Source organism: Pseudomonas sp. TE3-3-F2023 (assembly GCF_036784815.1).
Classification (GTDB): domain Bacteria; phylum Pseudomonadota; class Gammaproteobacteria; order Pseudomonadales; family Pseudomonadaceae; genus Aquipseudomonas; species Aquipseudomonas pudica.
Window position 1 is genome coordinate 596,431 of sequence record NZ_CP145113.1, and the last position, 14,460, is coordinate 610,890.

At 63.5% G+C, this 14,460-nt stretch carries 12 protein-coding genes; 6 read left to right on the forward strand and 6 right to left on the reverse strand.

The window, feature by feature from the left end; genetic code table 11:
- Nucleotides 1–9: 9 nt before the first annotated feature.
- Nucleotides 10–1,368: a glutamine synthetase family protein gene (locus V3314_RS02660; protein ID WP_046613615.1), complete on the reverse strand. Its 1,359-nt coding sequence runs from the start codon at nucleotides 1,366–1,368 to the stop codon at nucleotides 10–12.
- A 41-nt stretch (nucleotides 1,369–1,409) separates the two neighbouring features.
- On the opposite strand from V3314_RS02660, the gene V3314_RS02665 reads away from it, so the two are divergent.
- Both V3314_RS02665 and V3314_RS02670 read left to right on the forward strand, forming a co-directional pair.
- On the forward strand, nucleotides 1,410–1,670 hold the full coding sequence (locus tag V3314_RS02665; RefSeq protein WP_075046702.1) for a hypothetical protein: 261 nt from the start codon (nucleotides 1,410–1,412) through the stop codon (nucleotides 1,668–1,670).
- 272 nt (nucleotides 1,671–1,942) lie between these two features.
- On the forward strand, nucleotides 1,943–3,319 hold the full coding sequence (locus V3314_RS02670) for a glutamine synthetase family protein (protein WP_015272222.1): 1,377 nt from the start codon (nucleotides 1,943–1,945) through the stop codon (nucleotides 3,317–3,319).
- 89 nt (nucleotides 3,320–3,408) lie between these two features.
- Here V3314_RS02670 and argA read toward each other — a convergent pair whose 3' ends face one another.
- Entirely contained in the window at nucleotides 3,409–4,707 is a 1,299-nt protein-coding gene (argA, locus tag V3314_RS02675; protein ID WP_013974710.1) for an amino-acid N-acetyltransferase, read from the reverse strand.
- A 124-nt stretch (nucleotides 4,708–4,831) separates the two neighbouring features.
- On the reverse strand, nucleotides 4,832–5,974 hold the full coding sequence (argE, locus tag V3314_RS02680; protein WP_085601829.1) for an acetylornithine deacetylase: 1,143 nt from the start codon (nucleotides 5,972–5,974) through the stop codon (nucleotides 4,832–4,834).
- Nucleotides 5,975–6,194: 220 nt separating this feature from the next.
- Here argE and V3314_RS02685 point away from each other — a divergent pair, with 220 nt between their 5' ends.
- On the forward strand, nucleotides 6,195–7,562 hold the full coding sequence (locus tag V3314_RS02685; protein WP_338459905.1) for a CYTH domain-containing protein: 1,368 nt from the start codon (nucleotides 6,195–6,197) through the stop codon (nucleotides 7,560–7,562).
- Between the two features lie 87 nt (nucleotides 7,563–7,649).
- On the opposite strand, the gene V3314_RS02690 is transcribed toward V3314_RS02685, so the two are convergent.
- Nucleotides 7,650–8,117: an Lrp/AsnC family transcriptional regulator gene (locus tag V3314_RS02690; protein ID WP_085601828.1), complete on the reverse strand. Its 468-nt coding sequence runs from the start codon at nucleotides 8,115–8,117 to the stop codon at nucleotides 7,650–7,652.
- Between the two features lie 126 nt (nucleotides 8,118–8,243).
- Between V3314_RS02690 and V3314_RS02695 the strand changes: the two genes are divergently transcribed.
- From V3314_RS02695 to V3314_RS02705, 3 genes are all read left to right on the forward strand, one after another.
- Nucleotides 8,244–8,549 carry a hypothetical protein gene (locus V3314_RS02695; RefSeq protein WP_108480284.1) on the forward strand — a complete coding sequence of 102 codons (306 nt, stop codon included), beginning with the start codon at nucleotides 8,244–8,246 and terminating at the stop codon, nucleotides 8,547–8,549.
- Nucleotides 8,550–8,763: 214 nt separating this feature from the next.
- Entirely contained in the window at nucleotides 8,764–10,449 is a 1,686-nt protein-coding gene (locus tag V3314_RS02700; protein WP_338459906.1) for a GspE/PulE family protein, read from the forward strand.
- 88 nt (nucleotides 10,450–10,537) lie between these two features.
- Entirely contained in the window at nucleotides 10,538–10,852 is a 315-nt protein-coding gene (locus V3314_RS02705; protein ID WP_003259356.1) for a DUF2388 domain-containing protein, read from the forward strand.
- 111 nt (nucleotides 10,853–10,963) lie between these two features.
- Here the strand turns inward: V3314_RS02705 and gcvP are convergent, their stop codons facing one another.
- Nucleotides 10,964–13,837: an aminomethyl-transferring glycine dehydrogenase gene (gene gcvP / locus V3314_RS02710; RefSeq protein WP_338459907.1), complete on the reverse strand. Its 2,874-nt coding sequence runs from the start codon at nucleotides 13,835–13,837 to the stop codon at nucleotides 10,964–10,966.
- Nucleotides 13,838–14,030: 193 nt separating this feature from the next.
- Nucleotides 14,031–14,414 (reverse strand): glycine cleavage system protein GcvH, encoded by a 384-nt coding sequence (gcvH, locus tag V3314_RS02715; protein ID WP_135002109.1) that lies wholly within the window; start codon nucleotides 14,412–14,414, stop codon nucleotides 14,031–14,033.
- Nucleotides 14,415–14,460: the final 46 nt, after the last annotated feature.

A 14,460-nucleotide genomic window follows, 5' to 3' on the forward strand; every position in this document is an offset into this window, starting at 1 on the left:
CCAAGTTGATCAGACAGCAAACAGCAGGAACTCACGCTCCCAGGAACTGATGACTCGCTTGAAGTTCTCGTGCTCGGCGCGCTTGGTGGCGACGTAGCCGGTAATGAACTTCTTGCCCAGGTACTGCACCAGTGCACGGCTGTTTTCCATGCGTTCCAGGGCATCTTCGATGGTCAATGGCAGGCGCAGGTTGCGGCGTTCGTAGCCACGGCCCTGCACCGGCGCGCTGGCATCGATGCCTTCGACCATGCCGATGTAGCCACACAGCAGGCTGGCGGCGATGGCCAGGTAAGGGTTGGCGTCGGCGCCCGGCAGGCGGTTCTCGACCCGGCGGCTTTGCGGGCCGGCGTCCGGCACGCGCAGACCGACGGTACGGTTTTCCTCGCCCCATTCCACGTTCACCGGTGCCGAGGTGTCGGGCAGGAAGCGGCGGAACGAGTTGACGTTGGGGGCGAACAGCGGCAACGCCTCGGGGATGAACTTCTGCAAACCACCAATGTGGTGCAGGAACAGTTCGCTCATGCTGCCGTCGTCGTTGCTGAAGATGTTCTTGCCGGTGGTCACGTCGACCACGCTCTGGTGCAGGTGCATGGCACTGCCTGGCTCGCCGGTCATGGGCTTGGCCATGAAGGTGGCGGCCACATTGTGCTTGAGCGCGGCCTCGCGCATGGTGCGCTTGAACACCAGGATCTGGTCGGCCAGGTGCAGGGCGTTGCCATGACGGAAATTGATCTCCATCTGCGCCGTGCCGTCTTCATGGATCAGCGTGTCGAGGTCCAGCTGCTGCAGTTCGCACCAGTCGTAGACGTCTTCGAACAGCGGGTCGAATTCGTTGGCGGCTTCGATCGAGAACGACTGACGGCCGGTTTCCGGGCGGCCCGAACGGCCTACCGGGGGCTGCAACGGGAAGTCCGGGTCTTCGCTGCGCTTGGTCAGGTAGAACTCCATCTCCGGCGCGACGATCGGCTGCCAGCCCTTGTCGGCGTAAAGCTTGAGGACTTTCTTCAGCACGTTGCGCGGCGACAGCTCGACCGGGTTGCCCTTCTTGTCATAGGTGTCGTGGATCACTTGGGCGGTCGGCTCGATGGCCCATGGCACAAGGAACACGGCGTTCTCGTCGGGGCGGCAGATCATGTCGATGTCCGCCGGGTCCAGCAGTTCGTAATAGATGTCGTCATCGACATAGTCGCCGGTCACGGTCTGCAGCAGCACGCTCTCGGGCAGGCGCATGCCTTTTTCGGCGATGAACTTGTTGGTAGGCGAAATCTTGCCGCGCGTGATGCCGGTCAGGTCACTGATCATGCATTCGACTTCGGTGATCTTGTGCTCTTTCAACCAATCGGTGAGCTGGTCGAGGTTGTTACTCATAAATACCTCAGGAGGTAAGGTGGTCCGCGCACTGATTCTGGATGGAGTACATTGCTAAAGCAAAAACCCCCGCGCAGAGCCACAGTGGATACACTGAAAACAGGTGCGTCCGTAATGAGTTCGAAGGGCAGGAAGACGAAACGAAGGGCGGCAAGCCGCTACGAGGGCAGGTCCGGGAGCGCCAAACGTCAATTATTGCGGCCAGGGCGGCCACGCCATCGACGAAGCTTGCAAAAATGACGGATGTACCCGATGGCACCGCGCAGGCAGTGCTTTCAGGTCTCGGCAAGCGGACCATGTGACCCTCGTATTATTGTGTTCTGGGTTGAGACCGAGCTTAGCCTTGTTCATTTTTTTACACAACACCTCCGTAAAAAATAAAACACGGTTGGTCGGAGATAGCCCTTTGCGCGGGAAATAGCGGATAATGGCTTGCCCCGAGATGCAGCAAATCTGCCGTCGATGTGCCATTTCAGGGCATCATGGGGTTGGCTTGACATCAGTTTGTCTTTTCGATTGACTGGTCTTGCAAGCCCCCCTTGATTGATATTTTTAACAACAAAGGTGTTGCATCATGTCGGTACCCCCGCGTGCCGTTCAGCTTAACGAAGCGAACGCGTTCCTTAAGGAACATCCTGAGGTTCTCTACGTTGACCTTCTGATTGCAGATATGAATGGTGTGGTGCGTGGCAAGCGCATAGAGCGCACCAGCCTCCACAAGGTTTACGAGAAAGGCATCAACCTGCCTGCCTCCCTCTTCGCCCTGGACATCAACGGTTCCACCGTTGAAAGCACCGGGCTGGGCCTGGACATCGGCGATGCTGACCGCATCTGCTACCCGATCCCCGGCACCCTCTCCAACGAACCCTGGCAGAAGCGCCCGACCGCCCAGCTGCTGATGACCATGCACGAGCTCGAAGGCGAGCCATTCTTCGCCGACCCGCGTGAAGTGCTGCGCCAGGTGGTCGACAAGTTCACCGAGATGGGCCTGACCATCTGCGCCGCGTTCGAGCTTGAGTTCTACCTGATCGACCAGGAGAACGTGAACGGCCGCCCGCAGCCACCGCGCTCGCCAATTTCGGGCAAGCGCCCACAGTCGACCCAGGTGTACCTGATCGACGACCTCGACGAATATGCAGACTGCCTGCAGGACATCCTGGAAGGCGCGAAGGAGCAAGGCATCCCGGCCGACGCCATCGTCAAGGAAAGCGCCCCGGCGCAATTCGAAGTGAACCTGCACCACGTGGCCGACCCGCTCAAGGCCTGCGACTACGCGGTACTGCTCAAGCGGTTGATCAAGAACATCGCCTACGACCATGAAATGGACACCACCTTCATGGCCAAGCCCTACCCGGGCCAGGCAGGCAATGGCCTGCATGTACACATTTCCGTGCTGGACAAAGATGGCAACAACATCTTCACCAGCGAGGATCCCGAGCAGAACGCCGCGCTACGTCACGCTGTCGGCGGTGTGCTCGAGACCCTGCCCGCGTCCATGGCGTTCCTTTGCCCGAACGTCAACTCGTACCGCCGCTTCGGCGCGCAGTTCTATGTACCGAACGCGCCAAGCTGGGGCCTGGACAACCGCACCGTGGCCCTGCGCGTGCCGACCGGCTCGCCGGACGCCGTGCGCATCGAGCACCGCGTGGCCGGTGCCGACGCCAACCCGTACCTGATGATGGCCGCTGTACTGGCCGGTGTGCACCATGGTCTGACCAACAAGGTCGAGCCGGGTGAGCCGATCGAAGGCAACTCGTACGAGCAGCTGGAGCAGAGCCTGCCGAACAACCTGCGCGATGCCCTGCGCGAGCTGGACGACAGCGAAATCCTGAACAAGTACATCGATCCGAAGTACATCGACATCTTCGTCGCGTGCAAGGAGAGCGAGCTGGAGGAGTTCGAGCACTCGATCTCCGACCTTGAGTACAACTGGTACCTGCATACCGTGTAAACGAAAACGCCGCCCACAAGGGCGGCGTTTTTGTTCAAGATCGGTGTCGCCTGCTTCGCGGGTAAACCCGCGAATAGGCCCGTACAGGTTTACAAGGGCTTCTCGAAGATCTTCGAATTGCGCTGGTAGTTGTACAGCGAAGCCCGCGCCGCTGGCAGCCGCTCGACCCCGCTCGGCGCAAACCCGCGTTCGCGGAACCAGTGCGCGGTACGCGTCGTCAGCACGAACAGGGTGTTCAGCCCCAGCTGTCGCGCCCGGCTTTCGATGCGCTCCAGCAGCTCGTCACCACGCCCGCCATGGCGGTACTCCGGGTTCACCGCCAGGCACGCCAGTTCGCCGGCGTCGGAGTCGGCAATCGGATACAACGCCGCACAGGCGATGATCATGCCTTCGCGCTCGACCACGCTGAACTGCTCGATCTCCCGCTCCAGCACCTCACGCGAGCGGCGCACAAGGATGCCCTGCTCTTCCAGCGGGCTGATCAGTTCCAGCAAACCGCCCACGTCCTCGATGGTCGCCTCGCGCACCACTTCGAACTGCTCCTGCGACACCAGCGTGCCACCACCGCCACGGGTGAACAGCTCGGTCAGCAAGGCGCCGTCCTCGGCATAGCTGACGATATGGCTGCGTGCCACGCCGCCCTTGCAGGCTTCGGCCGCAGCATCCAGCAATTCGCCCTGGTAATCGCTGCCCAGGCGCTGCAGATGCGGGGCAACCTGCTGCGGGCGCAGCTCACGCACCAGCTTGCCATCGGCATCCAGCAGGCCTGGCTCGGCACCGAACAGCAGCAACTTGTCGGCCCCCAGTTCGATGGCGGCGCGGGTGGCCACGTCTTCGCAGGCCAGGTTGAAGATTTCACCCGTGGGCGAGTAGCCCAGCGGCGACAACAGCACGATGGAGCGCTCGTCTAGCAGGCGGCTGATGCCCTTGCGGTCGACCCGGCGCACCTCGCCGGTATGGTGGTAGTCCACACCTTCGAGCACACCAATCGGCCGCGCCGTGACCAGGTTGCCGGACGCCACGCGCAGGCGCGAGCCCTGCATGGGCGAAGCGGCGATGTCCATCGACAGGCGTGCCTCGATGGCCAGGCGCAGGGCGCCGACGGCATCGATCACGCAATCCAGGGTGGCGGCATCGGTGATACGCAAGCCCCGGTGGTAGTGCGGGGTCAGGCCGCGATCAGCCAGGCGGCTTTCGATCTGCGGGCGCGAGCCATGCACCAGTACCAGGCGCACGCCCAGGCTGTGCAGCAGCACCAGGTCGTGGACGATGTTGCCGAAATTAGGGTGTTCCACCCCATCGCCAGGGAGCATGACCACGAAGGTGCAGTCGCGATGGGCATTGATATACGGGGAGGCATGACGCAGCCAGTTGACGTAGTCGGGCATGACAGGGCCTGTGGATAAGTGGACGGAGAACGGCGATACAGGGGGCGTTCAGGATCATCGTCGGAACAGGCTTGCGGTCACGCGCGGTCTCCTCTAGGCAGGAACGAAACAGTTCGGTTGACGTTTAGTCCAGGCAATAGTGCCGGATCAGGTCACGCAATAGACGCACGGTAGGCTCGATTCGTGACATTTCCAGGTATTCGCCGGGCTGGTGGGCACAGGCGATATCGCCGGGGCCCAGCACGATGGTCTGGCAACCCAGTTGCTGAAGATAAGGCGCTTCGGTGCCGAACGCCACCGCTTCGGCGCGATGGCCGGTCAGGCGCTCCGCCACTTGCACCAGCTCGGCGTCGGCGGCCTGCTCGAATGGCGGCACCTCCGGGAACAGCGGCGCATAGTCGATGCGCACCTCAAAACGCTCTGCCACCGGCACCAGCTTGGCGCGGATGGCTGCGCGCAGTTGCTCCACGTCCATGCCTGGCAGCGGGCGCAGGTCGAATTCCAGGGCGCACTGGCCGCAGATACGGTTGGGGTTGTCACCGCCGTGGATGCAGCCAAAGTTCATGGTCGGGGTCGGTACGGTGAATTGCGGGTTGCGGTAGGTTTGCTGCCATTGCTGGCGCAGGCCCATCAGCTCGCCCATCACCGCGTGCATGGCCTCCATGGCGCTGCGGCCCAGGCTTGGGTCCGAGGAGTGGCCGCTGCGCCCGAGGATGTCGATGCGGTCCATGAGGATGCCCTTGTGCATGCGGATCGGCCGCAGCCCGGTGGGCTCGCCGATCACCGCCGCACGGCCGAGCGGCTGGCCGGCCTCGGCCAAGGCGCGGGCGCCGGACATGGAGCTTTCTTCGTCACAGGTGGCGAGGATCAGCAGCGGTTGCTTGAAATCGTGCTCGAGCAGCGGGATGACCGCCTCGATGACCAGGGCGAAGAAGCCTTTCATGTCGCAGCTGCCCAGGCCGACCCAGCGGCCATCGGTTTCGGTGAGCTTCAGCGGGTCGCTGGCCCACAGCTGTTCGTCATAGGGTACGGTGTCACTGTGCCCCGCCAGCACCAGGCCCCCCGGGCCGGTGCCACGGCTGGCCAGCAGGTTGAACTTGCCGGGGCTGACCTGCTGGATGTCGCACTTGAAACCCAGGTCGCCCAGCCAGCCGGCCAGCAGGTCGATGACCTGGCGGTTGGACTGGTCCAGCACAGGTTGGGTGCAACTGACCGAGGGCGCGGCGATCAGGGCGGCGAACTGGTCTTTCAGCGTCGGCAACGGCATGCGCGTACTCCTCGGAAGCGTTGCCCATCATAGCAATGCCGTCCAACCGTGTGGGCCTCTTCGCGGGTAAACCCGCTCCCACAGGGAAAGCGCCACACCTGAGGGCAGCACAGAAACTGTGGGAGCGGGTTCACCCGCGAAGAAGGCCACCACGATCCAACAGACGAGAGCCGACTCCTGTAGACTGCTGGGCAACCACGCCCCCTCCTTCGAGCCTGTGATGCACAAAGAAACCGAACTCAAGCTCCGCGCCAGCCGCGAGACCCTTGCCGCCCTGCGCGAGCACCCTCTGCTGAAAAAGCGCAACAAGTCCGGCTGGCAGACCCGCGAACTGCTCAACCAGTACTTCGACACCCCCGAGCGCGAGCTCTCCGCCGCCCGTGTCGCTCTGCGCCTGCGCCGCGATGGCGAGGCCATCATCCAGACCCTCAAGTGCCGCGGCACCAGCGTGGCCGGCCTGTCCGAGCGCAACGAGCACGAATGGCAACTGGACAAGGTCAAGCTCGACCTGAAGAAGCTCGACGACAGCTGCTGGCCCGCGCAACTGGCCAACCTGGACAAAAAGACCATCAAGCCGCTGTTCACCACCGACTTCAGCCGTGAATACGCCGAAATCGCCTGGGGTCGCGGCAAGAGCAAGGTGGTGATCGAGGCAGCGCTGGACCAGGGTTTCGTGATCGCCGGCAAGCGCAAGGAAGAGATCTGCGAGCTGGAACTGGAACTGCGTGAAGGCGAGCCACAGGCTCTGCTGGAGCTGGCTGCCGAGCTTGCCGCCAGCCTGCCGCTGATGCCATGCGACATCAGCAAGGCCGAGCGTGGCTACCGCCTGCTGGAGCCGGACAGCTACGAGCTGGACCTGCCGCACACCGAACTGGAAGCCGAAATGGCCGTGGACGACGCCTACGCCGCACTGGCCTGGCAACTGCTGGGCAGCAGCCAGCGCCTGGCCGAGCAATACCGCCACAACGGCCACTGGCGCCTGCTGCAGGACTGGGTCGAGTGCCTGAGCGAGCTGCGTGCCATTACCGCCAGCCTGGGCCAGGCCGCGCCGCGCGCCACCACCCGCGATCTGCGCAGCAGCCTCGACGCCCTGCTCGAAGACTGGCGCCCGCTGGTGCAGGCCGGCAACGAAGACGAAGATATCCGTCGCGCCGCCCCCGAGCAGTTCGCCGAAGAGCTGGAAGACGTGCGCTGGGGCCAGTTCTCGCTGGAAACTTCACGCTGGTTGCTGGCCCGTGCCTGGACCGTGGAGCGCAAAGGCCGTGGCGAGCGCCAGGGCAAGGCGCAGCTGGCAAGCTGGCTGGCGCACCTGTTGGGCGAAGAAGGCCGAGCGTTGAAGCTGCCGTTGTACACACAGCGTCCGGAAGACCTGGCCGAGCAACTGCCGCGCATCGAACAGCTGCTGGCCTGGCTGCACCATGCCCGTCAGGTGCTGGAAGCGCCGCAGATGGACCGCCTGTATGGCGACCTGAAGAAGCTGCATGAGCTGGCTGAACAGCCGATCAGCGATGAAGTGCTGGAAGCGCGTATCGAACAGGCTCGGGCGGTGGACCAGAGCCGCGGTTGGAAGCACCTGCTCAAGGCGTGATACCGAGTCGCCTGCTTCGCAGCGCAAGGCTGCTCCTACAGGTCACCGATATCCCTGTAGAAGCAGCCTTTTGCTGCGAAAGCCTCATCACGAAAGTGGCAGGCTGGTGGTGGACTTGATCTCAGACAGCGCCACGATCGAGTTCACCTCCTGTATCCCCGGCACGTTCGACAGTTTTTCGAAGAAGAACCGTTCATAAGCCTCGATATCCGGGGTGACGATGCGCAACAGAAAGTCCACCGACCCCATCAGCACATAACACTCCAGTACCTCCGGAAACCCGCGGATTGCGTCGGTGAACTCGTTGAAGTTGGAGCGCCCGTGAGCGTTCAGTTTCACCTCGGCGAATATCTGCGTGTTCAGGCCGACCTTCTTGCGGTCCAGCAAGGTCACCTGCCCGCGAATCACTCCCTCCTCCTTCAACCGCTGGATACGCCGCCAGCACGGCGATTGCGACAGCCCCACTCGCTCGGCGATCTGCGCACTGGACAGCGAAGCGTCCTCCTGAAGCAGCTCGAGGATACGGCGATCATAGGCGTCCAGCTCGCTGCGCATAAATAATTCTCCTGAAAAGGATTTAATGGCTAGAACAATTCGCCAGCACAGCGAAACGATCAAATCATAGCGAAAAAATACCACCTCCAACGTGCAAGAATTTCTCCTACATTTGCGGAGATCAGCATGAACGCACAGCCCCGTACCGACGCCTGGGCCGCCAACAGCGCCCACAGCACCGTGCACTATCGCCTGCAGGCCGAGGCCGAGCCTGACAGCCTGTGCCGGGTGCTCAATCTGTTTGCCCTGCAGTTCCTGACCCCGCACAGCGTGCAGGTGAGCCAGCAGGATGACTGGCTGGATATCGAGGTCGGCATCGGCGGCCTGAGTTGGCACCGGGCCGAGGTGATTGCGCAGAAACTGCGTAACCTGGTGTGCGTGGGTGAGGTGAGCCTGAGCAACCTGCAGCGGGTGGAGCTGGCGGTGGTCTGAGCCATGCTCGGTGCTTGTGCCGGCCTCTTCGCGGGTAACCCCGCTCCCACAGGTACTGCAAAACATTCAGGTTTGTGCGGTCCTGTGGGAGCGGGTTTACCCGCGAAGAGGCCGGCACAGGCACTGCAAGATTCCGAAACCTTTCTCCCTCGGTAACCCTCCCTTGCCCGGCTAGCCTTGAGCAGGACTCCCCTATCAGGCACGGACGCCAACCATGCATACCCCCGACAACGCGGCACTCGATCTCAAGCACGTGCTCCAGGCCCTGCTCGCCGACCAGCACCTGCACGCCAACGACACCCTGCAGGTCCTCGAGCATGCCGTCACCCACCCCACCGCACACCCGCTGGAACAGATCGCTGCCTGCGCCCTGGAAGACCGCGAACATCCTGGCCAGCTCTTGGACCTGGACCGACTCTGCCAATGGCTGGCCAACAAGGTCGGCCAGCCCTACCTGCGCATTGACCCGCTGCAACTGGACCTGCCCCAGATCGCCGGCCTGATTTCCCCGGCCTTCGCCCAGCGCCACGGCATCCTTATCGTCGCCGCCGATGCGTCCAGCGTCACCGTCGCCAGCGCCCAGCCCTACCAGGATGACTGGCTGGCCGACCTCACCCGCAGCCTGGGCCGGCCGGTCCGTCGCGTGCTGGCCAACCCGCAGCAGGTCCGCCAGGCAGGGCAGTCGTTTCATCGCCTGGCCCAATCGGTAAAAGGCGCGCAACACCAGCAGTCAGCCAGCCTGGGCGAACTCGAACAGCTCCTGGAGCTTGGCAAGCGCCAGGCCGAGGCCAGTGCCGACGACGCGCACATCGTGCATATCGTCGACTGGCTGCTGCAGTACGCCATCGAGCAACGCGCCAGCGATATCCACCTGGAACCACGCCGCGAGCAGGGCCAGCTGCGCTACCGTATCGACGGCCTGCTGCACAACGTCTATGCCTTCCCCGCCGGGGTGACCCTGGCGCTGGTCAGCCGCTTGAAACACCTGGGGCGCATGGACGTCGCGGAAAAGCGCCGACCGCAGGATGGCCGGCTGCAAAGCCGCCTGCCTGGCGGCGGCGAGGTGGAACTGCGGCTGTCGACCTTGCCGACCCCGTTCGGCGAAAAACTGGTGCTGCGCCTGTTCGACCCGCAACAGCTGCAAGAAGGCTTCGACCGGCTGGGCCTGGATGGGCCGCAACTGGATCAGTGGCAAGGCCTGCTACGCCAACGCCAGGGCATCATTCTGGTCACTGGCCCCACCGGGTCCGGCAAGACCAGCACGCTGTACGCCAGCCTCAAGCTGCTGGCCACGCCGCAGGTCAACCTGTGCACTATCGAAGACCCGATCGAGCGCCTGGACCCCGCCTTCAACCAGTTGCAGGTACAGCCCGCCCTGGACCTGGGTTTCGCCAACGGTGTGCGGGCCATGCTGCGCCAGGACCCGGACATCATCATGATCGGCGAAATCCGTGACCGCGAGACTGCCCTGGTGGCGGTGCAGGCTGCCCTGACCGGGCACCTGGTGCTGTCGACCCTGCATACCAACGACGCCTGTGGCGCGATCACCCGTCTTCAGGAACTGGGTGTGGCCGACTACCTGATCAAGGCGACGCTGGTGGGGGTGATGGCCCAGCGCTTGGTGCGTACTCTGTGTGCGGATTGCCGCGGTGGTGCGACGCTGGCCGAAGGCCAGCCGTGTCGTACCTGTCGTGGCACGGGGTTCCATGGCCGCACAGGATTGTTCGAGCTGCTGGTTCCCAGCGACAGCCTGCGCGCCCTGATAGGTCCGGGCAGCGATCTGGCCAGTTTAAGGCGCCAGGCCGTGGCCGATGGATTGCTGGATCTGCGCCGCTGCGGCGAAGCCAAGGTAGCCTGCGGGCAGACCCGCCAAGAGGAAGTGCTGCGGGCCTGTTCCTGAGCAAAAATCCCTTGTATTCAAGGAACTTGCAACCCCGCTGCAGATCAAATCGCGCATCTTCAACCCTCACCCTTCGAGGTGTTTCAACATGCGTTTCAAAACCGCCATCGCTGCCGCTGCCTTGCTTTCGCTGCCTATCGGCTCGGCCATGGCCGATACCTTCTGGCGTAACGTGATGACTACCGGTGCTACCACGGCATCGAGCTACCTGACCTCCGGGGATCACAAGCTGGTGATGGCGGCGCAGGATGACGCCGGCAGCTTCGTGGCCAGCGAAGGCGCGATCCGCGGGCCGTTCCTTGAAGCGGCGATTCGCCAGGCCCGCGCAGAGAACCCGGGGATGCAGGCTTCCGACATGGAACTGGCAAATGCCATCCTGGCCAAGAATGCGGTAGCCGAGTAACCACGTCGCCTGCTTCGCGGGCGCGCCCGCTCCCACAGGGACCGCACAAGGCTTGAATCTTGTGCAAGTGCTGTGGGAGCGGGCAAGCCCGCGAAGAATCCAGCACCGATCTCAGCGATACGCCTCCACCGGCACACAAGCACAGAACAGGTTCCTGTCCCCATACACATTGTCCACCCGGTTCACCGCTGGCCAGTACTTGTGCTGGCGCACGTGAGCACTGGGCGCCACCGCCTGTTCCAGGCTGTAGGGCCTGTCCCACACCGCCAGCACATCGGCCAGGGTATGCGGTGCATGCTTGAGCGGGTTGTTTTCCGCCGGCCAGTTGCCCTCCTGCACTTCGCCAATTTCCGCCCGAATCGCCAACATCGCCTCGACAAAGCGGTCCAGTTCAACCTTGGACTCACTCTCGGTCGGCTCGACCATCAGCGTGCCCGGCACCGGGAACGACATGGTCGGCGCATGGAAGCCATAGTCCATCAGGCGTTTGGCCACGTCCTCTTCGCTTATGCCGGTCAGCGCTTTCAGCGGCCGCAGGTCGAGGATGCACTCATGCGCCACGCGCTGGTTGCGCCCGCGGTAGAGCACCGGGAAGGCTCCACCCAGCTGGCTGGCCAGGTAATTGGCCGACAGGATCGCCACCTCGCTGGCATCGGCCAACTGCGGCCCCATCATGGCTATGTACATCCAGCTGATCGGCAGGATGCTTGCACTGCCCCAAGGCGCGGCACTGACCGCGCTGTTGTTCGGGTCCAGGCCGGGTACCGGCACCACCGGGTGGCTGGCGACGAACGGCTTGAGGTGCGCGCGAATGCCGATCGGGCCCATGCCCGGGCCGCCACCACCGTGGGGAATGCAGAAGGTCTTGTGCAGGTTCATGTGTGAAACGTCAGCGCCGATATCCGCCGGACGCGCCAGGCCCACTTGGGCATTGAGGTTGGCGCCATCCATGTACACCTGGCCACCGTGCTGGTGGACCACTTCGCAGATTTCGCGGATCCCCTCTTCATACACGCCGTGGGTCGACGGGTAAGTGATCATCAGGCACGACAACCGATCCCCGGCCGAGTGGGCCTTGGCCTTGAGGTCGGCCAGGTCGACGTTGCCATCATCGTCGCAATCGACAATCACCACCTCCATGCCGGCCATTTGCGCCGACGCCGGGTTGGTGCCGTGGGCCGACGACGGGATCAGGCACTGCGTGCGTTGTGGCTGGTGGCGGCTGCGGTGGTAGCGAGTAATGGCCATCAGGCCGGCGTACTCGCCCTGGGCGCCGGAGTTGGGCTGCATGCAGATGGCATCGAAGCCGGTAATGGCGCACAGCCAGCTTTCCAGCTCGTCGATCATTGCCTTGTAACCGGTGGCCTGGGCCGCCGGGGCAAACGGGTGCAGTTGGGCAAAGCCAGGCCAGGTAATGGGGATCATCTCGCTGGTGGCGTTGAGCTTCATGGTGCACGAACCCAGCGGGATCATCGACTGGTTCAGCGCCAGGTCCTTGTTCTCGAGCTGCTTGAGGTAGCGCAGCATCTCGGTTTCGCTGTGGTGCAGGTTGAACACCGGGTGGGCGAGGAACGGCGTGCGCCGCACCAGGCTTGCGGGGATGCCTTCGGGCAGGGCCAGCTGGTCAAGTGCGGCTATATCCAGGCCGTGGTTCACCCCCAGGAAGATGTCGAACAGGCGCAGCACCGTCTGCTCCGAGCAAGTCTCGTCCAGGCTCACGCCCAGGTGCCCGCGGCCAAGGATGCGCAAGTTGATCTGCGCGGCCTCGGCGCTTTCGATGATTGCCGCCTGGGCACCGCCGACGTCCAGGGTAAGGGTGTCAAAGAAGTGCTGGTTGAGGCGCTTGATGCCCTTGGCCTCGAGGCCGGCTGCCAGGATGAAGGTCAGCCGGTGCACGCGCTGGGCAATGCGCTGCAGGCCTTCCGGGCCGTGGTACACCGCGTAGAAGCCGGCAATGTTGGCCAGCAGCACCTGGGCCGTGCAGATGTTGGAGTTGGCCTTCTCGCGGCGGATATGCTGCTCGCGGGTTTGCAGGGCCATGCGCAAAGCGGTGTTGCCACGGGCATCGCGCGACACGCCGATGATGCGCCCCGGCATGGCTCGCTTGTAGTCATCGCGGCAGGCGAAATAGGCCGCGTGGGGGCCGCCATAGCCCATCGGTACGCCAAAGCGCTGGGTCGAGCCCAGCACCACATCGGCGCCCAGTTCCCCGGGCGGTGCCAGCACCACCAGGCTGAGCAGGTCGGCGGCTACGCAGGCCAAGGCATGCTGGCTGTGCAAATGGTCGATTTGCGGGCGCAGGTCGCGCACCTCGCCGTGGGTATCCGGGTACTGCAACAAGGCCCCGAAAACCGCGTGTTTGCCAAGGTTATCCACAGAGTCGACGATCAGCTCGAAGCCGAAGCCCTCGGCACGGGTCTTGAGTACCGACAGCGTCTGCGGGTGACAGTGCTCGTCGGCGAAGAAGGCATTGCTCTTGTTGCGCGCCACCCGCTTGGCCAGGGCCATGGCCTCGGCGGCGGCGGTGGCTTCGTCGAGCAGCGAGGCGTTGGCCAGGGCCAGCCCGGTGAGGTCGATGACCATCTGCTGGAAGTTCAGCAGTGCTTCCAGCCGGCCTTGGGCGATTTCAGGCTGATAGGGCGTGTAGGCGGTGTACCAGCCCGGGTTTTCCAGCACGTTGCGCAGGATGACCGTGGGGGTGATGGTGCCGTGGTAGCCCATGCCGATCAGGCTGGTCCAGACCTGGTTCTGCCCGGCGTAGCCGGCGAGCTTGGCCAGGGCGGCCTGTTCGTCCAGTGCCGGCGGCAGGTCCAGGGGGCGATTGAGGCGGATGTCTGGCGGTACGGTCTGCTCGATCAGCTCACTGCGGCTGGCGACACCCAGCGCATTTAGCATGGCCTGCTGCTCCGTGGCATCCGGGCCCAGGTGGCGACGCAGGAAAGGGTTGAGCTCTTGCAGTTGATGCAGGGATGGCGACTGGGACATGACGACGCTCTCTTCCTGGAACAGCTCTCATGGAGACTTACAAGTCTAGGAAGGGATTGCCGATTTTGCGGGGAAACTTGTTTTGCCAGTACCGGCCCTATCGCCGGCAAGCCAGCTCCCACAGGTAACCACAGGCCCTGAGGCGCGCGCTATCTCTGTGGGAGCTGGCTTGCCGGCGATGAGGCCTGAAGCCTTATTCGCCGATAGCGGCTGCGTAACCAGCACCATCCAGCAGCTTGTCCAGCTCTGCCGGGTTGCTTGGCTTCAGCTTGAAGATCCACGACTCGTAAGGTTCTTCGTTGAGCAGCTCTGGGCTGTCGGCCAGCTCTTCGTTGACCGCGATCACTTCGCCACCGACCGGGGCGTAGATGTCCGAAGCGGCCTTGACCGACTCGACCACACCGGCAGCATCGCCAGCGCCAAACACCTTGCCGACTTCGGCCAGCTCGACGAACACCACGTCACCCAGGGCTTCCTGAGCGTGGTCGCTGATACCCACGGTCACGGTGCCGTCGGCTTCCAGGCGAGCCCACTCGTGGCTTTCGGCAAAACGCAGGTCGGCGGGGATATTGCTCATGTCTTGAATTCCTCGATTGGCTCAGCGGTACGCCCGCCGGTTAAAA

Coding starts and splice junctions, on each gene's coding strand:
- V3314_RS02660 (WP_046613615.1), bottom strand. CDS start 1,368: ATGAGTAACAACCTCGACCAGCTCACCGATTGGTTGAAAGAGCACAAG.
- V3314_RS02665 (WP_075046702.1), top strand. CDS start 1,410: ATGGAGTACATTGCTAAAGCAAAAACCCCCGCGCAGAGCCACAGTGGA.
- V3314_RS02670 (WP_015272222.1), top strand. CDS start 1,943: ATGTCGGTACCCCCGCGTGCCGTTCAGCTTAACGAAGCGAACGCGTTC.
- argA (WP_013974710.1), bottom strand. CDS start 4,707: ATGCCCGACTACGTCAACTGGCTGCGTCATGCCTCCCCGTATATCAAT.
- argE (WP_085601829.1), bottom strand. CDS start 5,974: ATGCCGTTGCCGACGCTGAAAGACCAGTTCGCCGCCCTGATCGCCGCG.
- V3314_RS02685 (WP_338459905.1), top strand. CDS start 6,195: ATGCACAAAGAAACCGAACTCAAGCTCCGCGCCAGCCGCGAGACCCTT.
- V3314_RS02690 (WP_085601828.1), bottom strand. CDS start 8,117: ATGCGCAGCGAGCTGGACGCCTATGATCGCCGTATCCTCGAGCTGCTT.
- V3314_RS02695 (WP_108480284.1), top strand. CDS start 8,244: ATGAACGCACAGCCCCGTACCGACGCCTGGGCCGCCAACAGCGCCCAC.
- V3314_RS02700 (WP_338459906.1), top strand. CDS start 8,764: ATGCATACCCCCGACAACGCGGCACTCGATCTCAAGCACGTGCTCCAG.
- V3314_RS02705 (WP_003259356.1), top strand. CDS start 10,538: ATGCGTTTCAAAACCGCCATCGCTGCCGCTGCCTTGCTTTCGCTGCCT.
- gcvP (WP_338459907.1), bottom strand. CDS start 13,837: ATGTCCCAGTCGCCATCCCTGCATCAACTGCAAGAGCTCAACCCTTTC.
- gcvH (WP_135002109.1), bottom strand. CDS start 14,414: ATGAGCAATATCCCCGCCGACCTGCGTTTTGCCGAAAGCCACGAGTGG.